Here is an 18,614-nt window from a genome sequence, read left to right on the forward strand (position 1 = left end):
AGCGCTCAACTGCAACGTCGAACCCGCCGTTGCTGAGATGTGCCGAGGCCGCATCGCGTCGAATGACTGACGCTCGCAGAAAGAAGTCGACAGGTTCACATTTGAAACTCAGTTGGCATCGAGGTCGATGGTTACCTCTCGTGGCCAATACCGCAAGTCGGCACACGCTTTTATGAAATCCGTTACCGACTGAGCGGAGCTGATCTCGAAACAGCCGGCGTCTAGATCGTCATACACACCCGCCGCCTTCAGGAAGGCCTCGGCCCCACTCGAATAGGCGATGAATTTGCAATGCGCGAAGGCATCCCGAATAAAGTCCTTGGAGCACGCATCCTTGGCAAGCACGAGAGCCTGCTCCTCCGGAAAGACAAGAGCGACTGCATCGTACAATACTGACGGACCACCATCGATTTTTTGCTTCGCAGGTATCTGCGTACCATCGGAAAGGGTGACACCGGAAATCTTCGGCGCGACCAACTCCCAAAGTGCGCCTGGCTTTTCGACAGCCACGGTGAGTGCGTTTATCAACTTGGCGTCCGCACCGTCCGTCACAAAAATTCCGAGCTTGCGGCCTTTAAAGTTTTTAGGCCCGCGCAAAACAATGCTGAGCGCTTCCGACGGATTGACATCAATCGGCTCGATGACGGTTTGCGCAGCTTCTGGCAGTTCATCGATGCCGAGACCAGTCGCGACAACGTCCGCCAGACCTTCATCGATATTGAGAAGATGTGAAACCACGCGCTCGCGAATGTCCGGCCGCTCCACCTTGCTCAGCTCGAAGACGATGGCATCGCCGATATGCTTGCGCTCAACCTCCGTCTGGCTGCGATAGAACATCCGCGCCTGACTATAGTGGTCCGCAAAACTTTCAGAACGAAGCCGGACCTTCGGGCCTTCCTCCACCGCCTGGAAAGTCCTGAAGCCAAGTTTCGGCGACTCGCGCGGCCCGCCAAGTGCAGCCCCCCAACTATTGGGTTCATAATTTGCGCGCCCCTTCGGATTCGTCATCGCCATGTGGCCGTCCTGCTGGAAATTCGCAAAAGGACAGCGCGGCGCGTTCACCGGAATATGCGTGAAATTGGGACTGCCGAGACGCTTCAGCTGCGTATCGAGGTATGAAAAGTTTCGGCCCTGCAGGAGTGGATCGTTGCTGAAATCGATCCCGGGCGGAACGTTCTGAGTGCAGAACGCAACTTGCTCAGTTGTAGCGAAAAAATTATCGACGACACGATCCAAAACCAAACGTCCAATAACACGAACTGGAAGAACTTCCTCGGGGATAAGCTTGGTTGGGTCGAGAACATCGAACTCGAAATCATCCGCGAACTTCTGGTCGAACAATTGCACGCCCAGTTCCCACTCGGGAAAATCTCCGCTCGATATCGCGTCCCAAAGATCTCGCCGGTGAAAATCCGGGTCGGCGCCGTTTATCTTGACGGCCTCATTCCACATCACGGATTGCAAACCGAGCTTCGGCTTCCAGTGGAATTTGACGAACGTTGACCGATCGTTCTTATCGACCAATCGGAACGTGTGGACGCCAAAGCCCTCCATGAAGCGGAATGATCTCGGGATGGCCCGGTCAGACATGACCCACATGATCATGTGCATGCTTTCAGGCGTCAGCGAAATGAAATCCCAAAAATTATCGTGCGCCGATTGCGCCTGCGGAAATTCTCGATCGGGCTCGGGTTTGACCGCGTGGATCACGTCCGGAAATTTTATGGCATCCTGAATGAAGAACACCGGGATGTTGTTGCCGACGAGATCCCAATTGCCTTCCTTCGTATAAATCTTCACGGCAAAGCCACGCACGTCGCGAGCGAGATCGAATGATCCTTTGCTACCGGCCACCGTGGAAAAGCGAACGAACGCTTCCGTCTTTTCGCCAACGCGCTGGAACACATCAGCCCGCGTCACGTCCGCAAGGGATTCTGTGAGCTCAAAATACCCGTGCGCTCCATATCCGCGCGCATGGACGACGCGCTCAGGAATTCGCTCGTGATCGAAATGGAAGATCTTTTCTCTGAAGACGAAATCTTCGAGGAGCCCTGGACCACGCGCGCCAACTCTCAGCGAATTCTGATCATCCGAAATCGGAATCCCCTGCTGCGTCGTCATCGTCGCGACGCCATCTCCCGCCACCTGATGCAATTCACCGCCGGACCCGCGCACCACGCTGACTTCGCCATAAGACTTCGTCGATTTTTTCGTAGTTTTTTGTTTCGGACGCGATTTAGCCGCTCCGTTGCGCGCATTGCGGGTTGTCATGATGATCTACTTCCTGCGCTTTAAGTGGGGGCGAAGTACCTGTCTTGAACAGAAGTGCCCCGCCTTACGTTCCCGCAGAAAATTCCGCTTTAGCCGGCGAAGAGCCGAGATTTTTCCGATTTTTGTTTGCAGTTTTTTCCGTCCCGGTGCCAGCTTGGCGCAACGAGAGCGCGTGCGAAGCAACTCTTCGGCCTCTTGGAGGTTCCTTCTGGTACCGAAGCAATCTTGCGGATGAGGTAGCCCACAATGGAACAGCTCAGCACCGAAATGCGGGCTTGCGCTGATCTTTGCGAAACCTGCGCCACCACATGTTTTAACGAGGCGATGAACCATTGCCTCGAGTCAGGAGGCAAACACACCCAACCCGATCATTTCCGGCTGATGATCGCGTGCACCGAAATTTGCAACGCGTCCGCCGCAATATTACTGACTGGAATTCCCGAGCACGTCTTCGTCTGCCGTGCCTGCGCTCAAATCTGCCGCGCATGTGCGGAGAGCTGCGAAAAACTGGGCGACATGCAGGATTGCGTCGATGCGTGTCGCGCTTGCGGTGAAAGTTGCGAAGCGATGAGCGCCACAATGCAAATGGCCGCCTGATAAAGGTTCGCGCCTCGCGCACAACCCGCTTCGGAACATAAATCCAGTCATTGACGTTTCAAAGCGGGCTTCGCGAGGGTAAAGAATGAAATCTTTTGTAGCCGGGCTTTCCGTATTGTTCGCTTCCTTCATGGCGCTCAGCGCCTATTCTCTCAATGCGGATTGGAAATCGTCCGCCGTGGGCGCAACCGCCGCGCCGATCACAGCGGACGCTGCGATGACACCGGATTCAGGGACGTCGGGCACCGGCTACGAACCCTAACTTCGCGCTGCCGCTCCGCCTCATGCCACCCCTTCTCCTCGCGCCCTGACCCGTAGGACCCCGGAACAAATTGCCTCCGTACCGCGTCTGGCATTCAAGAGAGCGGAGAAAAGTAATGAGTGAGAGTAGCGGTCCGCCAGTACGTGGCGACATCGCGTGGTTGGAATACTGCTGCGAAAAAGCGCTCGACGCCTTTACCCTTGACGACGCCCTGACGTGGCAAAATGAGATCGCGCGTGAACTGACGCGACGGATCGCCCTCGTGTCAGAGATGAAGTGGCCGACAGATCTAAAAACCCGGACCATGTTCGATCTCATGCATCGACGCGCAATCCACAATGCCTGCATCCACCATGCTCAAGCTGCGCTGCGCCGAAATGAGAACGTTAAGTGGAAGGCGTAAAAAGGCACCTGCTGATCACCTTCAGGCCGCTGGCTTGAGGGCTATTCTCGCATAGGCGATCGTATTCCCCGTACGGAGCTTCCTCACCCCGAGGCTCGCAGCGGCCTCATCGAACTTTTTGAGAAAACTTGCGACGGGTAGCGGCCGCACATCCTTCTCCCCGCACCAGCAAAAATAGTCCGCCCAAAGCACATTTGGCGGCAACCAACCCTCGGGATCGGGGCGCAGCCGCTCTAATGCAAAGATACCCACCCGCCAGGAAATATCGTCGTCAGAACCGGCCATAGACTGCGCCACAGCGCGTAGCGTTTGTCCGAGCATTCGAGGGCCTCCTCCGTCGTAGCGAGGCGCCAATGCTTTCGGCGAAAATCCGCCATCAAAAGGGCAGCAGATCTCGTCACTCAATCTTTACGGTGGACGATATGTTGATATCGCGGATGACCGCTCGGGCTGCATGTGGAAAAACGCCCGCACACCGAAAACCCTATCCGTGCGCAGCCTTTTTCTTGAAGAATTGAACCTGCTTCTCTCGTTTCTCGGCGCCTGCCTTGCTCTTATAGGCTCCGAGATTTTTTCCCTTCTTCGACACCAATTGGTACCCCCGATTTCACTTTGCGAATGGTCATTGGCGGAACTCCAGTTCGTGTATACGAGCGGTGAACTCTCCCAGAAAATGCATTCGTTGCAATTGCAGCGTCCATCGCCTCCTCGAAGTCGACCCATTTGAAATGGCCATTAAAGAACTGTGAATATATTTCGGCGCTACAAAAAATAAGTCTGCAACCTAAGTGGAACCCAGATTCTCCGTCGGTGTTTTCTTGCTGTGGACAGGGGGCTGTCCGCCACTGTGAGGGACGCCAGATGAAAACAAATGGTTACACCGCTGCGGAACTCGCCGGCTTCTACGCCGTGCTCGACCGCGCTGTTTGTAAAGCTGCCGAGCGTGAATTACAGATTTCCATTCCGACAATGGTTCAACGACTTTTTGCGGCCGCTGATAAAGGCGAGCGCGATCCTGACCGGCTTACGAAGATCCTCTTGGGACACCCCAATCCGCTCCCTCAGGCCCGAGCCGCCTAACCCGAAGCGTGCGCAATAGCTGCCGCATACTTCAGTTGCTTCACCACAAGATAAGAGCCCCGGATCGATCCGAGGCTCCTCGCACGCGGTGTCTCCTCCGGAGCGATACGGCTTTTCACCCCTTACGAGGCTTTGCCGCTTACGTTGTCCTCGCGCGGCATGAGGACATTCCTTCGGGCGTTGCTTTTCTCTTCGGTACGTATCGATTACGACCAAACGCTGCGAAATTTTTCCAATTGGACGGAACTCTTTCACCGGAACGCGCATTTTGCATGCTGGCCGACTGCGCCTTCGAAGGGGATCGATCGCGCGGATTAGACGTTCAGTCGTAATAGAGCGGCTTGGGGGCATCTCACAGAGAATGGCTGGTTCGGCAAGAAAGCAATGAGATGTATCTAACAAGGAGCGACTCGGTTGCGCGATCAATGTGAGAGTCTCGTTCCCGGCCATAGGCCCGGCTCCCAGCCGAAAGCCAGCGGCGCTCCGCTTCAAGGTCTTCGCATCCTCGTTATGGAGGATGAACCGATCATCGCGTTGGATCTTCGGCTCACGTTGGAAGACGCCGGAGCGTTCGTCATCGGGCCGGCAACAACGCTCGCAGCAGCGATCGAACTTATACAAATAGAAATGATCGACTGCGCCCTCCTCGATGTTCGTATGGGACGTGAGAGCGCTTTTGCCGCCGCGGAAAAACTAAGCGCACGTGGCCTGCGATGGGTATTCCACACAGGTAACGCGGATGCCGGGGACATCATGAAAGCGTGGCCATCCTGTCCAATCTTGTTGAAGCCCGCCGATCCACCCTCCGTAGTACGAGCGCTCGCGACCCTGAGTCCGCACATCTGATTGACGAGTCGAATGAGGCCACTCTTGGTGGTCCCAGACCAGTTTCACTCTACGCGTCAGTAACCAAATTCGCGGCGCCTTGGCTTTGGCCGATGTGTCGGCGCAGCCATTCACGGTCGAAGCCCTAGGGGCGAAGATCCGCCAGATGATTCAAAAGCACTAAATCCGACGAAATCAAAAATCTCTGTTCGTCAACGCCGCGGCGAGTATCGGCTGACGTAGCCTTCGATGGGAATAATGCGCGCCGACTGCGATTGCCAGCGATACCAGCGCCTTGCGCGATAAATCCTATCGAGAATGGCGCCATGAATGATCAGCATGGCGAGAAATATAGGACCAAGGATCAATGCGGGGATTAGGAAAAGCCAATTGCAAGCTTTTAGATTTCGCATGATTTTCACCGCGCTTTTCACCGAGGCTGAACGCAATCGCGCATCAATCGGTTCCGGCACAGCCGCTGAGAGATTGACAGCTCGAAACATTCCGTCGTTCGTCATCACAACCCTTAAACACCATCCGGCGCGTCATGATGAGATGACAAGAATAGCAGCGTAAAATATTGATTAAGCCGAACGCCCTTTAGGTCTTCGCTGATGCGGTCGTAATTTTCAGCGACTGTAATTCTTCAGACCGGAAAATATAAAGGCGCTCCTTGGGCGTCTGCATCGCCTTGATCCAGCTGCCCGGATCAACACCCATGCTGACGAGATATTCGACGCAACGCGCCGAAATCTGTTGAGCGGCAGAAATGCCGTCTCCCCAAGTTTCGGTCCCTTTTGCTATCGCCGAAACTTGATGAACGCCAATCAAGGCATGTTTGCCGACAACGCGTTGAACACCTCCCGCAAACACCAGCGGACAGGAAGACGCGCAATATCCATTATTGGCAACCATCGTATTGAGCCCGCGCTTGCGCACCGAGCGCCCCATGCTTATCGCATCCGGAACAGAACCGCCTGGCGATAGCAACCAGACCGTCTTCGCACTTCGCCCATCGCCATCGAGAAACTTTTCGAAATCTGCAGAACTTCCCGGCTCTATTCTTCCAATCGCTGAAACATCACCGTTGGAGCCCAGATAATATGTCATCCGGTTTGCGATCATCTCCGGCGGAGGCTTGTCCGATATGCCCGGCATTCGCGGACTTTCTCCGCCGGGAATGATTGGCATCGCTTTTGGATTATATGGACGCTCTTGATCCGTCCGCGTCGGCGCCTGAATGACGACGCGAGTAACTTGCTCTGCTCCCTCGTCCAAAGCCCGGCTCAACTGCTCACGAAAATCCAGAGCAAGGAGGCCGCCGCTCACTGCCAAGAGAAGCAGAAAAATCGTTCGAATAAATGAGCCCTCGATGCCACCCCCTTCCCCCGGCGAAATGAGATTGTCAGCCATGGCAGTCAGCGAGTGAACCCGATAACAGGATTGATGGACGCGACGTTTCCTGGGGGCTTATCAACGCCACCAGCAGCCGACGCTTCCGCGGTAGCAATTTTCTCTGCGACAGCGGGAGCCGCCGTAGGCCGCGCCTCCACAGCTTGCAGGTTATGATAAATCTTGAGAGCCCGCATGATTTCACCAGCGGTCATGCCGTCTTCGTCGCGCGCGTCGCCTTCCTCGCGACGGATCGCCTCGAAGACGATCGAATGGATGAAAATCAATACCGCCGGCATGAGATCGAGCGAGATAGCGCCCGCCCAGCTCGGCAAAAAATCGGTGGCGTACTGAATCACGGCTTCGGCTGTCGACAAGGGAACAAACCTGATAGGTTTCGCCGCCGGCCGCGAAAGTATCTCATCGGCAGCACTGGAGAGTGCCTGCGATTGAGACTTGATCGCCTGCTCCACCTTGCCCACGACCTGGTTCTGGCGGTCCGCCAGATCGGCAGTCCGCCCGTCGGCAGCGGGAGCAATAAAACTTTTCGATAGATCGTCGGCTGTTCGCTTCACCGCAGGAGCAATTGAGGTCTGCTGCAGATCGGCGATGATCCCCGTCAACGTCACGGTCTCGGCGGCAAACTCGTTTATCCGATCCTCGATAGGACCGGTACCGGACGTGAGCTGCCGCATTTTTTCAAGCGTCTTGCTTCCCGATTCAAAGAGCGTCTTTATCCGATCCTGCGACGCGTTTACTTCGCCAGCAAGCGCGTTGAGCTGTGCCGACATTTGCGCAGTCAATTGAACAACCGTTCCACTCCCCGAGGTGCCCGTGAGCGCACCCGATTGACGTTCTTGATCGGAAAGAAGTGAAAACCGTTGCGATGCGAGTTGGATATCCGGCAACAACCCCTGTGCTGCGAGCGCATTGCCATGCGCCTTGTCCAAGCTTTGCTGATATTGGTCGGTCGCGCTCGCCATGTGCTGTTGAAGGGCGGCAGAACCAGCTAAGGCCGCTGCGTTGAGCCAAGCGGACATAGCAATGATCATGATGCTGCCGATGAACATCGCGACATACATAAGCCGACGCGATGATGGCTGCCGAACGTGCGGCAGAAATCGCATCAAATACGTCCAAAATGCGAATATTCCGACAGAGACGGCCGCCGAGTAGACGATCGCGGCCAGAAACACCTCGATAGGAGAACCCTCAAGGAGGCTTCGAACACCGATGTAGGTATAAATTCCGCTGGCGAGCGCCAGCGTTGCGAGCGTGAACTTCGTCATCACTTCGAGGCGCGCAATGCCGCCCCTAAGCACCTGGGACATCAAACCATCCTTAGACGGTAAATGCATAATCCGGACTTATGTAAGCTACCAGGAACCCTTTTAAAGCGGGCTCAATATTTGACGCCAAAATAAGTGCAAATCCAAAGGCTAGGGTACGCGATGAAAAGGTCGGCGCGCCTTTGGATCGAAGTCTTGCTTTCCGGCGTTCAACAACTGGACAGCGTGTATTACGCGACTCGCAGATTTTGCTTTTCCTGCTTCTGAGGAATAATTCAGTGTCAGAGCCCGTCGTCATCACCATCCCCCACAGGCTAGGGAAGGTTGAGGCCATCCGCCGACTGAAAAGCGGCTTGGCGTCGGCGCATCTTCCATTCCTGAAAATCGACCGCGAAATTTGGAAGGACGATCTTTTGGAATTCAGCCTGAGCGGAATGGGCCAAAAAGCAAGCGGCACGGCACTTGTGAGCGATGATGCCGTCCGGCTCGAACTCGTCCTACCGTGGCTGCTCCAACGCATCGCTGAATTGGCCGCCAGTACATTGGCTTCTCGGACCAAACTATTGTTGGAAAAGAAATAATCGCCTTACGGGCGCTTCCCATGAATGTCCGTTCTCGGACCCGGCCAAATTGCTCTATCCGCATACTGTTGAAAACCAGCGTCTTCAGCTTGTTTCGAATCGCTGACCACGCAACGATCAAAATCTCTCGCCCTCATTGGCAAATCTGGGAGAGACCCCGCACCCCGACAGCAACCCTCGCTCGTCGGGGTGTTTTTTTGAAAGAGCCAGCAGTCTGATTTCGCTGACGTCAGTGACGGCCGCTTGCGTAGCGACCGCCACTTTAGAAATTAGAACTCGATCCAGAGTCCGTTACGCCAGTATCCTCGGCCCTCATGTTCGCGCCAACGATACTTCTTGGCGTCACCCTCGGCCCATCTCCAGTCGTCGGGATAAACACGCACGCCAAATTCGGGACGATACGCATGATGCTCGCGAACGTGCCAGCAATCGCCCTCGTCGTTGCAAACGATTGCAGCGGACGCAGCCGTACCTGACACAGCGATCATACTCGCAGCGGCAAGAACACACTTCGTAAGAGTCTTCATAGCGGTCTCCTCTCGACTAATTTCGATCAAGCGATGATGCCCGCAGTTTCAACGGAATGAGATACGTGCGGTTCCAAAAAAACAGGTGGCTGAACGGCCGTTCATCAGTCGCCGGAATTTTCGCAAGGCTTCTGCTGCTCGCCGCGCTGGAAGGAAACAATACTGTATGATTTCTGCCGCAATCTGAGCATCGCGGGCGCCACACTTTTTCGCCTTAAGATCCTAGCTCTTCGCCAAACCGCATCGAATTCTCGTAGACGATATCCGTGTGAATGGGTGCTGCGTCCTCGACGGTCCCGTGGTGCACGGCGCTAGTAGGGGCGAGAAGTTCCTTGCAGAGCGCCGCAGCGTCCGAAATCTTGGTCACGACCTTGTCTGCACCTGAAGCTTCACGCCATTCCTCCGCAAGATCGCTATTGCCGGTGAGAGACCAAAAACCTGCAACCATGATCGCATCCGGCATCACGGCTCGCGCACGACGCAGCAGGATGCCCAAGAACGCCGGAACTTTGTTCGAACCCAAATACCCGAACACGACAATCTTCGCCTGACCACGCCTCGTCTCGAGCGCCCGCATGCGAAGAGATGCGTTGTAGGGAAGCGTGGATGTACGCATGCCCGCGTCATCGAGCACCTGCTCGAGCATCAGAAGCGGCCCTTCATCGAGTTCACTGCGAACCGGAAGGCAAAGCACGACGATATCCTTGTCGTCCTGATCCGAATTCTTTTCGGCAGCTTGCCGAGCTTCTGCGTTCTCGGTGTGCTCCGCCAAACCATCGACGACATCTTCGATCGCGTCTTTGACTTCCGTGATCTCGTCCCGGCTAAGTCGACCGCTCGTGGCGTCTTCGTAGGCCATGGAAAGCGCTTTCAGGGCAACGTCATCGTAGTACTGGATCAGAGGCATTTCTTTCATGCTCTGCTCCGCAACTTCGATTGCCTCGACTCCATCGCCGGCCAGAACGCGTTGATAGAGCCTCTCGTGCGGCTCAAGAGCCGGCTCGTCGCCAAACAAGATCTCAAGGAAACTCAGCGCCTCGACATGTCTACCCAGGACCATGAGGCAGACGGTCAGCGGCGTAGCCAAGATAAGACCAACAGGACCCCAGATCAGCGTCCAGAAGAGCGTCGCGACGACAACGGCCACGGGCGATATCCCCGTGTTGCGTCCATAGAGCATCGGCTCGATGACTTGACCGGCTACAGTTTCGGAAATGAGAAACAGAATGGCTGTCTTTATCACCAGCGACCAACCGGGATCGATCGCCGCCGCCAGAATGATCGGAAAAACGCACGAGATCACCGATCCGATGAACGGAACGAAACGCATCAATCCCGCGAGAACGCCCCAGAGAACGGGATTGGGCAACCCCAATGCCCAAAGGCAGAGGCCAATGAAAATACCGAAGGCGGTGTTGAGCAAACCTTGAATGATGAAAAATCGACTGAGACGATCGCCTGCATCATCGAGCGCTACCGTCGTGCGTTGAAGGTCCCCGGTACCTGCGAGCCTCAAAAAGCGATCTCTCAAATCTTCGCGTTGCGCGAGAATAAAGAAGAGAAACAAAATGATCAGACCCGTCGTCGCAAGTGGAGAAATCAGCGGATGGATAAGCGACAACGTCTTATCCAAAACCGTCTCGGGCGGCTGGTGTATCTCGACCGGGATTGGCTTGAGGGGACCGACCCCGGTCTGAGGAGCGGCTGCAGGCGCGTTCTTTCCGGCTTCGGATTTCGAAAGCTCCGCCTGCAAATCTTCAAGAGTAACTCTGGCTCGTTCAAGCGCGCTGGATTCGACTGAAGCCGATCGAACTGACGAAACTTTCTTCAGCAAATTAAATTCGTAGCTCGGGAGTTCGGAGAGCAAATCCGATAGCTGCCCGCCGACAACGAAACCTACCCCGCCAATAGCGCTGATAGCGATTAAAACAACAGCAATCACCGACAGTATTTTCGGGATGCCCACCTTTTTCAGCAACCGGATCGCCGGTGTCAGAACAAAACTGAGGAGGCCGGCCAATGCCAACGGCATGAGCACGCTGCTTCCGTAGTAAAGCAGAAGCAGAACTCCGGTGATGATGAGAACATAGCAAGCAGCATCGAGAGCCGTCATTCGCGCTGGTGATTCACCTTTGGCGAAGGTCGCCTTACGCTTGCTTAGACGACGTATGGAAGTTGAATTTGGGGCGCTGGTAATATCGACCGGTCGCATGGCAAACTCCAGTCAAAAAAGGCCGGTCATCGACCGGCCCTTGAGCTTTGACTAGAGCTTGCGATTGATCTCGTCGGCGACTTTATTGGCGCCGTCTTTAACGGCCTCTTTGGCCTTCCCAACTTCGACCTGGGCTTTGCCCTTCAATTCCTGAGCGCCGCCTTCAATTTCCATTTTGTCGGATCCAATGACCTTACCGACGTTCTTCTTGATGTTTCCCGCGGCTTCGTTCGCGTAACCGGAAACCTTGTCAGATGTGCTGCCCATGGTGATGATTTCCTTTCGTGGATGCGACCGTAAACGTGCGCCGCGTCCACTAGGTTCCGACGTTCGGAGGCTCGGGTTGGACCGATCCGAGTTCGCATCATCACCGTCGTTCGCTTCACTTCACCGACTGTGCGTCAGCAGGCGTGAACGCTTCGCCCAAGTGACCGTAGTGCCCAACGATCAGCGCAAGGCCAGCGACCAGCACGATATGGACAATGATCTTGTGAAAAAGTTGCATGTCGAGCCTTTACTCCTATCCAGCGAATGCTTGGTCGCCGCAGCACATCTTCACACACTTAACCGAAACAGCACCGGCGCGTACCCGCGACGATGCTGTTCCAAAACTATCGACTGAACGAATGATGATGCGGCGTCTAGTAAGCTCGTCTCTGCACGGCATCTATAAAGCGGGTGAGATGCTTTTTTGCTGCACCCTCAATCTGCGCAGGCGAATAGCCTTCGTCACGTAATCTCTTGCTTAGTTTGTGAACTGTGTCGGTCGCGCCAGACCGAGCCATCTCGATGGCCCTTTCGATTGAGCCAAAGGAAGATGTGTTCGATCTCCGATATCGCCAGATCACGGCGCCGACCGCGAAGCCAATCGCGCCAGCCGCGATGAGCGCGACCGTCGGATCACTAAGGATCGATCCGTTTTCCTCGTCGCGATCCGGATCGTACAATGTTTCGTCATCCGAACGGTTCATATCTGCGGATCCCATTGATTTCTCCTTATCAGACTTGCGGGGGCGCGGATTGCGTTGCGCTTCCCGCATTCTCGGAACGGCTGAAGACATAAAGTCCGGCCGCCGCGGCCAGAATGAGCGGCCAATTTTTCGTCGCTGTTCTGAGCATCGCCGGAAGCACGATCGGTGCGGCTGCAGCAACGATGCTCATCACCTTCTCGTCTTCCAGAAAAGACGGACCGGTGTGTAGAGGTTCCTCACGGGCCGGTTCTTCGCGTATTTCGGGTGATGGGCCAGACCGCTTTCTAAGCTTGACGATTGCCAAAGCGATAAGCCCCAAAAGGACGAAGCCTCCCGCGACAATGAGATTTCCGATCTCAGGGCCATAGGTGCGGTTCGCAAATGAAGAAAAACTCGCTGCGGCGAAGCCAAGTGCCACGACAAACGGAATGCCGATCAACACGCGGTTTCCAAGTTCGCCAAGCGCATTGTCTACACTGGCTTCAGCTCTCTTGAATAAGCTTGCGAACACCGGATAACTCCGAAATTAGGCTTTCCAAAGCGCGCCAAGAATGAAGCCAGCCGCTACAGCTACTCCCAGCGTAGTCAACGGCTGCTCGGCGACAGACTTGTCGATGGCATTCGAAAAATTCTTCGCAACTTTCTGCAAATTATCGCCGAGCTCGGAGGTCTGCGCAGCCAGCCTCTGCCCTGTGTCTTGAGCGCTTGCGACCGCTCGATCCAATGAATCGACGGCTTTCAATCCAGCGTCTACGGCTCTGTCAGTTAGGTCGTGCGATGCGGATCTGACGTCTTCCGCTGCGTCAACTCTTCCCATGGAAAACTCCCGGTAACCTCTTCGGCTTGCTTTGAACGCCGCGCCTCGGTCGATTGTTCCGGAAAAGCCACGCAAGCGGGCGGCCAACCACACCCAAAGCCGCCGTCTCACCGCGAAGACGAGGTCGGCCATACAAAATTGTAAGTGTTCAGCCGCAAAGCCACCGCCAAGAGACTTAATTTTCCTCGCTTTCGAGGTGAGCCGACAGGTCGAACAGGCAATGCACACTAAGGAATTGGGGCGTACGCTCCGCGCGATTGCCGAACTCGCGGAGTTCGAGAGATCGCAGGAGTTATATCGCTTTGCCGCCTATTTTGAGCAGGGTTCGAACGAAACAATCCTCGCGAGGCTGAAGCGCATGAGCCCGTCCACGGTTTATCCCTTACGCCTGAAGGAGAGTGTGGAAGCCATCGAACTCGGCTTTAGAAATTCAGGTGCCCCGAAACAAGCCAACATGCTCCGCGCCGTCCTCAAGTTATTCGTCGGCCGTCCCGGCGCTTCCGTCGACGCATTCATTGCAGAAATCTCGATTGCCCCGCCGCAGACAGCGAACCTTAACGCTAAGCGTTTCAAGACGGCCGATCTCGCTCTAGTGAAGGAAATCACGAACCAGCTCGCGAGTTCGTCCCTCGATGCCGAAGCATTTGAAGGCATCATGGCTGAACTCCGCTCGCCCAAACGCGTGGGAACTACCACACTGGCATTGATCGCCAACACCTACCTCGGCAATCGACGGATCTATCGAGAACGAAAAGCTGCACTCGAAGCCATTGAAAAGCATTTTCGCGTCACGGCGGCACCCGTGGTCGAAACCTGCAACGCGTCAAGTTGAACCAACCGCGCAGAATAGATCTGATCCGCACACAAAATAACACCAATAATGCGAGAAGCTTCTTCACGCGGAAGGACAACGAATGAACCGAGACTTCGGAGCCAGAAGCACGCCATATTCGAAGGTCGCCGAAGTCACGATATTTTTCTGGATCATGAAGATCCTGGCGACGACGCTTGGCGAAACCGCCGGCGACTTCATTTCAATGACCCTCGGCCTCGGCTACTATTTCGGCCTGACAATCACCTTCTCGATACTCAGCGTCATTTTGTGGCTGCAGATCGCCGGCAAGACCTATCATCCAGCCCTGTTCTGGACGGCGATCATCGCAACGACAACGGCCGGCACGGAAATCTCGGACTTCATGGATCGCTCGTTGGACCTGGGCTATTTCGCCGGTTCGATCATTCTGGCAACCGGATTGGCCCTGAGCCTCGCGGTTTGGTACTACCGCGTCGGTAATCTGAGGGTCTATCCCATTGCGACGCCGAGCGCCGAAATCATGTTCTGGCTGGCAGTCTTGTTCTCCAACAGCCTTGGCACCGCTTTCGGCGATTACCTCGTTGACGACGTTGGCCTTACCTTCATTCAAGGCGCGTTGGTGACCGCGGGAATCATAATCGCTGTAGCCGCGTTACATTACTTCACGCGCCTGAATAACGTCATTCTGTTTTGGATCGCTTTCGTCTTTACGCGCCCATTCGGCGCGACTTTTGGCGATTTCCTGACAAAGCCCACCGATGCCGGAGGCTTGAGCCTGCCTCGCGAGTATGCTTCGCTCATAACCCTGGCGCTTCTGCTGACAGTCCTCTACGTCTCGTTGCGTTGGTCAGGCCGCAAATCTTCGCCGCGTTCAGAATGATAGCGAGGACGATTGTAATTTCGCACACTGAATGAGCCAATCTTGCAAAGCATACGAAATTGAAAGATATCCGCCCAGATCTCGGCTTAATGCTCACTGAGTTTCCATGCAAAAACTTCGATCGGGGGAACTCTTGGTATTACGTGAAATGACCGCGCCTCTCGCGGCGATTGCTGCTGGCGATTCTCAACGCAGAACAGCCAAGACTCTAATCCTCGGCGCCCTGTCCATAGGCATGGTCTCCGCACTTATCTTCGTCGTTTTTCCGGACCTGGATCTTGCAGTATCTCAACGGCTTCTAAATTCCGAACATCACTTCTTCGGACGCGACTCACTGGCTTTTGGGGCGGGGCGGCTTTTTTTCAACATTCTTTTTTACGGCGCTTGCGCAATTGGATTGGTCGGCTGCATCGTTACCCTTTCGACCGGACGTCAATGGCTGACGCTGTCTTCGAATAAATGGCTATTCCTCGCCGTCTGCGTTGTGGTCGGTCCATTGGCGCTCACCAACCTCGGCTTCAAGGACCATTGGGGACGTGCGCGGCCTCAGACCGTCGTCGAATTCGGAGGCTCCAAGGTGTTCACTCCTCCGCTGGTTAAATCGCAAGAGTGTCCCAGAAATTGTTCGTTCTTTTCAGGCGAAGCGTCTTCGATCTTCGTTGTGAGCTTCGCTGCTGCTTTCCTGTTTCCGGCAGCCGCAGGCACATGGATCATTTCAGGACTCGTGCTCGGAAGCCTCTGTGGTTTCGTCCGCATGGCCGAGGGAGCCCACTTTCTCTCCGATGTGATTTTCGCCGGGGTCTTCATGGCGCTCACCGTCGCGGTTATTCAAATGCTGTTCTCCGCTATCTCCGGAAACAGCGAACCGGTGTGAGTTCTCAGTCGACCCGCGGCACCTCATCGAACATCACTTCCACGACGAGTCCCGGCTTGTTATCGGCGAGCGTCACTTTCGCGCTGTGGAGCTCAGCAATAGCCGCAACCAAGCTTAGGCCGAGCCCGCTTCCACGCGTGGTACGGCTCTTTTCCAAGCGGTAAAGCCGTCTGAACACCTTTTCTCGCTCCGTAGCAGGGATGCCCGGTCCCGTATCGCGAACTCGTACAATTGGCTGCTGCGCGTCGTTGTGCAATTCCACCTTGATTTCGGAAGCAGGCGGGCAATGAAGGATCGAGTTCTCGATGAGATTGACGAAGAGCTGATTGAGGAGTCGGCGGTCGCCTCGGACAATCACAGGACGGGCGGGCGCGCTCGGCGCGTACAAACGATGATGACGCTCCTCCGCCACCGCCTCCAGCGCATCAATGATATTCGCCAAGAGGCTGTTCAATTCAACATCGACGAATTTCGCTTTTTGCGCTCCCGACTCGATCTCGGAAATACGCAGCAGCGCATCGAAGGTATCTGCGATGCTGTCGATTTCACTGATCGACTGATCGACCGCAGCTTTGTAGGTGGCAATGTCGCACGGGCCCGACTGAATGGTTTCAAGCTTCTGCCGCATGCGGCTGATGGGCGTGCGCAAATCGTGCGCGATATCGACCGAAACCTGCTTCAGGTTGCCGATCAGCCTCTGCAATCGATCGAGCGTCACGTTGATCAGCGCCGCAACGTGATCGATGTCATCGGACGCGGCGTTTCTCGGTATGCGCCGTTGGAAATCACCTAGGGCAACCGCATCGAGAACCTGCTCCATCTCCTCGACACGCCGCTGCGCTTTGAGACCTATCAAATAGCCGCCGCCGAGCGCGCAAATGACGGACAAGGCGATACCCCACAACAGTCCGGTGAGAAGCAACCTTTGCGCGTCTTTGATGTCGCCGTTGCCGTCCCCGACAAAAAGGTAACCGCCCTTTACAGGCGTCCAGGTCCCGACAACCGCATCGCTCGCTCTCGCCGAGGGCCACTGCCCGACGAGGTTCAAGTCGTTCCAAGGGATCGTCCGCCAACCTTCGAACCGCTCCAACGATTTGACATTGCCGGAAACGTATTTCCCCTCTCGGTCCGTCAAGAGATAGATGTCTTCATCCGACTGGGCAACGAACGCATGCCTCCCGACGGCCGCCGCGAGTTCGCGAAAGCCGTCACTCTCATCGCCCTGAACATCAACGAGCGTCCCGCGCACCTCATCGACGTGCGCTTTCAGATGTTGACCGAGCTGTTGGCTGATGACGAAAAATAAAATCGCGAAAATGAGAACATTTGTCAGCGTAATAATGAGAGCAACGAAGCCCGCCAACCGGAAGGCCGTCCTCTGAGTTAGTTTATGCGGGCTGGTCAATGATGTAACCCAAACCTCTCACCGTGCGGATGAGAGGCGTATCTCCCGGCCGGTCTATTTTCAATCGCAACCGACTGACGTTTGTTTGAACGATTGAGGTTTTGGAATCCGACTCCAATCCCCACATCTGCTCGAGGATCATCGACCGCGTGACGACGCGTCCGCGATTTCTGATGAGAATCTCAAGCATTCTGAACTCGCGCGGCTGCAGATGAATAACCTCCCCGCCGCGCCGCACCTCGTGTTTGACGAGATTGACCTCCAGATCGTCGATCCTGAACAGAAAGTCCTGCTTCGGGCTTGGCGGCCGCCGCCCTAGCGCCGTGACGCGCGCGAGAAGCTCTCCGAGTGCGAATGGCTTGACGAGATAGTCGTCGGCCCCGCTGGCAAAGCCTTCTATGCGATCTTCGATACCACCAACGGCCGTGAGGAATAGAACCGCGGACGTGACATCCGCCCGACGCAGGCTCTGGACGACGCTGAGACCATCGAGGTCGGGGAGCATTCGATCCACCACCAGCACATCGAATGAACCAACGACCGCTTTTTTCAAACCATTCACACCGTCGAGGGCTACATCGACTTGATGCCCGTTCAGCGTCAAGCTGTCGGTGACCAGCCTCGCTGTCTCGGTGTCGTCTTCGATGAGTAAAATCCGCATTGCGTCTTCGTATTTACGCGGCCAAACGAATTGAACCGCCTCCGATGATTTGGCGTGGAACTCATCGCGGAGAGTGACCAAATTGCGGCCGACCCGCCACCAAACTGTATCTTAAGCGGCCGCTCCCGCGTGGCAAACGGAGAAACATTACAAGATTGGGACACCTCTGCCAAAATCCAAACTCCAACAAACCTAATGCTAGGCTCGGTATTGGAGCATGGATCTTGGCAGCCGCAAAAATGAAAGCTCTCCCACTGAGAGCTTTGAGAGCTTCCGCAAGCTCGGCAGTCATCGTCGCGTTAGCAGTGACAGCGAGCTACGGCTCGCCCGTCTGCGTTCGTTGCAAGGGCTCCGAGGCAGCCCTTTCCTGCGTGGTCGACAATTCGGAAAAGGTAGAGTCTGCCCCCTTCGGCCACATCCTTATCGAGCGAGCCTGCCTGAAAGCTTTCAAATCCGAGGGTCTCGGCCACTGCAAGGTCGCGAGCGACGATGCATGCACGAACGCTCAGGAAAAGCATGTGAGCCTCCACGACGCCAAAGCCGTGTTGCTGGGGCAGGCTCCGAGCGAACCGCCGAAACCCGCAGCTCTCCCTGACCCTCCCAATCCTCCTCCAGTCAAGGAGGCAGAGACCTCGAGCAATGGCGTCATGAGCGCTTGGGTGCATATCAAATCGCTTTTTGGATGGAATTGACCGGCGGCACGGCGGTCAGAAGTTAACGTCAGGCCCCGCGACGTCGAAACAGCCGCGGCGA

The 18,614-nt window shown here is 55.6% G+C and carries 23 protein-coding genes; 9 read left to right on the forward strand and 14 right to left on the reverse strand.

The window, feature by feature from the left end:
* Positions 1 to 108: 108 nt before the first annotated feature.
* On the reverse strand, positions 109 to 2,271 hold the full coding sequence (locus G359_RS18160; protein ID WP_082073007.1) for a catalase: 2,163 nt from the start codon (positions 2,269 to 2,271) through the stop codon (positions 109 to 111).
* Between the two features lie 682 nt (positions 2,272 to 2,953).
* Here G359_RS18160 and G359_RS20640 point away from each other — a divergent pair.
* The gene (locus G359_RS20640; RefSeq protein ID WP_156150830.1) at positions 2,954 to 3,130 is read left to right on the forward strand and encodes a hypothetical protein; all 177 of its coding nucleotides are present in this window, start codon (positions 2,954 to 2,956) and stop codon (positions 3,128 to 3,130) included.
* 115 nt (positions 3,131 to 3,245) lie between these two features.
* A complete protein-coding gene (locus tag G359_RS18170) occupies positions 3,246 to 3,533 on the forward strand; it encodes a hypothetical protein (protein ID WP_156150831.1) in 288 nt (95 codons plus the stop codon).
* A 21-nt stretch (positions 3,534 to 3,554) separates the two neighbouring features.
* On the opposite strand, the gene G359_RS18175 is transcribed toward G359_RS18170, so the two are convergent.
* Positions 3,555 to 3,854: a hypothetical protein gene (locus tag G359_RS18175; RefSeq protein ID WP_045837265.1), complete on the reverse strand. Its 300-nt coding sequence runs from the start codon at positions 3,852 to 3,854 to the stop codon at positions 3,555 to 3,557.
* Between the two features lie 540 nt (positions 3,855 to 4,394).
* On the opposite strand from G359_RS18175, the gene G359_RS18180 reads away from it, so the two are divergent.
* Positions 4,395 to 4,613: a hypothetical protein gene (locus G359_RS18180; RefSeq protein ID WP_052699452.1), complete on the forward strand. Its 219-nt coding sequence runs from the start codon at positions 4,395 to 4,397 to the stop codon at positions 4,611 to 4,613.
* 414 nt (positions 4,614 to 5,027) lie between these two features.
* Positions 5,028 to 5,459: a response regulator gene (locus tag G359_RS18190; RefSeq protein WP_052699453.1), complete on the forward strand. Its 432-nt coding sequence runs from the start codon at positions 5,028 to 5,030 to the stop codon at positions 5,457 to 5,459.
* 191 nt (positions 5,460 to 5,650) lie between these two features.
* Here the strand turns inward: G359_RS18190 and G359_RS18195 are convergent, their stop codons facing one another.
* From G359_RS18195 to G359_RS18205, 3 genes are all read right to left on the reverse strand, one after another.
* Positions 5,651 to 5,851, reverse strand: a complete 201-nt coding sequence (locus tag G359_RS18195; protein ID WP_156150832.1) for a hypothetical protein — start codon at positions 5,849 to 5,851, stop codon at positions 5,651 to 5,653.
* 187 nt (positions 5,852 to 6,038) lie between these two features.
* On the reverse strand, positions 6,039 to 6,596 hold the full coding sequence (locus G359_RS18200; RefSeq protein WP_156150833.1) for a COG3904 family protein: 558 nt from the start codon (positions 6,594 to 6,596) through the stop codon (positions 6,039 to 6,041).
* Positions 6,597 to 6,856: 260 nt separating this feature from the next.
* The gene (locus tag G359_RS18205; RefSeq protein WP_052699454.1) at positions 6,857 to 8,161 is read right to left on the reverse strand and encodes a hypothetical protein; all 1,305 of its coding nucleotides are present in this window, start codon (positions 8,159 to 8,161) and stop codon (positions 6,857 to 6,859) included.
* A gap of 236 nt (positions 8,162 to 8,397) precedes the next feature.
* Between G359_RS18205 and G359_RS18210 the strand changes: the two genes are divergently transcribed.
* Positions 8,398 to 8,700 (forward strand): polyhydroxyalkanoic acid system family protein, encoded by a 303-nt coding sequence (locus G359_RS18210; protein WP_045837269.1) that lies wholly within the window; start codon positions 8,398 to 8,400, stop codon positions 8,698 to 8,700.
* 269 nt (positions 8,701 to 8,969) lie between these two features.
* Here the strand turns inward: G359_RS18210 and G359_RS18215 are convergent, their stop codons facing one another.
* The 7 genes from G359_RS18215 to G359_RS18240 form a co-directional block, all read right to left on the reverse strand.
* Positions 8,970 to 9,227, reverse strand: a complete 258-nt coding sequence (locus tag G359_RS18215; protein WP_045837270.1) for a membrane protein — start codon at positions 9,225 to 9,227, stop codon at positions 8,970 to 8,972.
* 214 nt (positions 9,228 to 9,441) lie between these two features.
* Complete coding sequence (locus G359_RS18220; RefSeq protein ID WP_052699455.1) at positions 9,442 to 11,340, reverse strand: AI-2E family transporter; 1,899 nt, start codon at positions 11,338 to 11,340, stop codon at positions 9,442 to 9,444.
* A 150-nt stretch (positions 11,341 to 11,490) separates the two neighbouring features.
* Positions 11,491 to 11,706 carry a CsbD family protein gene (locus G359_RS18225; protein ID WP_045837271.1) on the reverse strand — a complete coding sequence of 72 codons (216 nt, stop codon included), beginning with the start codon at positions 11,704 to 11,706 and terminating at the stop codon, positions 11,491 to 11,493.
* Between the two features lie 115 nt (positions 11,707 to 11,821).
* The gene (locus G359_RS21055) at positions 11,822 to 11,944 is read right to left on the reverse strand and encodes a hypothetical protein (RefSeq protein ID WP_256363870.1); all 123 of its coding nucleotides are present in this window, start codon (positions 11,942 to 11,944) and stop codon (positions 11,822 to 11,824) included.
* Positions 11,945 to 12,080: 136 nt separating this feature from the next.
* Positions 12,081 to 12,425, reverse strand: coding sequence for a hypothetical protein (locus G359_RS18230; protein ID WP_045837272.1), 345 nt, complete (start codon positions 12,423 to 12,425; stop codon positions 12,081 to 12,083).
* 13 nt (positions 12,426 to 12,438) lie between these two features.
* Positions 12,439 to 12,921 carry a hypothetical protein gene (locus G359_RS18235; protein ID WP_045837273.1) on the reverse strand — a complete coding sequence of 161 codons (483 nt, stop codon included), beginning with the start codon at positions 12,919 to 12,921 and terminating at the stop codon, positions 12,439 to 12,441.
* A 15-nt stretch (positions 12,922 to 12,936) separates the two neighbouring features.
* Positions 12,937 to 13,227 carry a DUF883 family protein gene (locus G359_RS18240; RefSeq protein ID WP_045838214.1) on the reverse strand — a complete coding sequence of 97 codons (291 nt, stop codon included), beginning with the start codon at positions 13,225 to 13,227 and terminating at the stop codon, positions 12,937 to 12,939.
* A 220-nt stretch (positions 13,228 to 13,447) separates the two neighbouring features.
* On the opposite strand from G359_RS18240, the gene G359_RS18245 reads away from it, so the two are divergent.
* From G359_RS18245 to G359_RS18255, 3 genes are all read left to right on the forward strand, one after another.
* Positions 13,448 to 14,059, forward strand: coding sequence for a hypothetical protein (locus tag G359_RS18245; RefSeq protein WP_045837274.1), 612 nt, complete (start codon positions 13,448 to 13,450; stop codon positions 14,057 to 14,059).
* A gap of 82 nt (positions 14,060 to 14,141) precedes the next feature.
* Positions 14,142 to 14,921, forward strand: a complete 780-nt coding sequence (locus tag G359_RS18250; RefSeq protein ID WP_045837275.1) for a COG4705 family protein — start codon at positions 14,142 to 14,144, stop codon at positions 14,919 to 14,921.
* Between the two features lie 148 nt (positions 14,922 to 15,069).
* A complete protein-coding gene (locus G359_RS18255) occupies positions 15,070 to 15,795 on the forward strand; it encodes a phosphatase PAP2 family protein (RefSeq protein ID WP_045837276.1) in 726 nt (241 codons plus the stop codon).
* A 4-nt stretch (positions 15,796 to 15,799) separates the two neighbouring features.
* Here G359_RS18255 and G359_RS18260 read toward each other — a convergent pair whose 3' ends face one another.
* Both G359_RS18260 and G359_RS18265 read right to left on the reverse strand, forming a co-directional pair.
* Positions 15,800 to 17,200: a sensor histidine kinase gene (locus tag G359_RS18260; protein WP_052699456.1), complete on the reverse strand. Its 1,401-nt coding sequence runs from the start codon at positions 17,198 to 17,200 to the stop codon at positions 15,800 to 15,802.
* Complete coding sequence (locus G359_RS18265; RefSeq protein ID WP_045838215.1) at positions 17,184 to 17,861, reverse strand: response regulator transcription factor; 678 nt, start codon at positions 17,859 to 17,861, stop codon at positions 17,184 to 17,186. Before G359_RS18265 ends, G359_RS18260 begins: the two co-directional genes overlap by 17 nt.
* A gap of 224 nt (positions 17,862 to 18,085) precedes the next feature.
* Between G359_RS18265 and G359_RS18270 the strand changes: the two genes are divergently transcribed.
* On the forward strand, positions 18,086 to 18,553 hold the full coding sequence (locus G359_RS18270; protein ID WP_156150834.1) for a hypothetical protein: 468 nt from the start codon (positions 18,086 to 18,088) through the stop codon (positions 18,551 to 18,553).
* The last annotated feature ends 61 nt before the right edge of the window (positions 18,554 to 18,614 follow it).

The organism is Hyphomicrobium sp. 99 (genome assembly GCF_000384335.2).
In the GTDB taxonomy this organism is placed as follows: Bacteria; Pseudomonadota; Alphaproteobacteria; order Rhizobiales; family Hyphomicrobiaceae; genus Hyphomicrobium_B.

Bases quoted from the DNA above. Each gene is read 5' to 3' on its own strand.
- G359_RS18160 (WP_082073007.1), bottom strand. From the start codon at position 2,271: ATGACAACCCGCAATGCGCGCAACGGAGCGGCTAAATCGCGTCCGAAA.
- G359_RS20640 (WP_156150830.1), top strand. From the start codon at position 2,954: ATGAAATCTTTTGTAGCCGGGCTTTCCGTATTGTTCGCTTCCTTCATG.
- G359_RS18170 (WP_156150831.1), top strand. From the start codon at position 3,246: ATGAGTGAGAGTAGCGGTCCGCCAGTACGTGGCGACATCGCGTGGTTG.
- G359_RS18175 (WP_045837265.1), bottom strand. From the start codon at position 3,854: ATGCTCGGACAAACGCTACGCGCTGTGGCGCAGTCTATGGCCGGTTCT.
- G359_RS18180 (WP_052699452.1), top strand. From the start codon at position 4,395: ATGAAAACAAATGGTTACACCGCTGCGGAACTCGCCGGCTTCTACGCC.
- G359_RS18195 (WP_156150832.1), bottom strand. From the start codon at position 5,851: ATGCGAAATCTAAAAGCTTGCAATTGGCTTTTCCTAATCCCCGCATTG.
- G359_RS18200 (WP_156150833.1), bottom strand. From the start codon at position 6,596: ATGCCGGGCATATCGGACAAGCCTCCGCCGGAGATGATCGCAAACCGG.
- G359_RS18205 (WP_052699454.1), bottom strand. From the start codon at position 8,161: ATGTCCCAGGTGCTTAGGGGCGGCATTGCGCGCCTCGAAGTGATGACG.
- G359_RS18215 (WP_045837270.1), bottom strand. From the start codon at position 9,227: ATGAAGACTCTTACGAAGTGTGTTCTTGCCGCTGCGAGTATGATCGCT.
- G359_RS18220 (WP_052699455.1), bottom strand. From the start codon at position 11,340: ATGACGGCTCTCGATGCTGCTTGCTATGTTCTCATCATCACCGGAGTT.
- G359_RS18225 (WP_045837271.1), bottom strand. From the start codon at position 11,706: ATGGGCAGCACATCTGACAAGGTTTCCGGTTACGCGAACGAAGCCGCG.
- G359_RS21055 (WP_256363870.1), bottom strand. From the start codon at position 11,944: ATGCAACTTTTTCACAAGATCATTGTCCATATCGTGCTGGTCGCTGGC.
- G359_RS18230 (WP_045837272.1), bottom strand. From the start codon at position 12,425: ATGGGATCCGCAGATATGAACCGTTCGGATGACGAAACATTGTACGAT.
- G359_RS18240 (WP_045838214.1), bottom strand. From the start codon at position 13,227: ATGGGAAGAGTTGACGCAGCGGAAGACGTCAGATCCGCATCGCACGAC.
- G359_RS18245 (WP_045837274.1), top strand. From the start codon at position 13,448: ATGCACACTAAGGAATTGGGGCGTACGCTCCGCGCGATTGCCGAACTC.
- G359_RS18250 (WP_045837275.1), top strand. From the start codon at position 14,142: ATGAACCGAGACTTCGGAGCCAGAAGCACGCCATATTCGAAGGTCGCC.
- G359_RS18255 (WP_045837276.1), top strand. From the start codon at position 15,070: ATGACCGCGCCTCTCGCGGCGATTGCTGCTGGCGATTCTCAACGCAGA.
- G359_RS18265 (WP_045838215.1), bottom strand. From the start codon at position 17,861: ATGCGGATTTTACTCATCGAAGACGACACCGAGACAGCGAGGCTGGTC.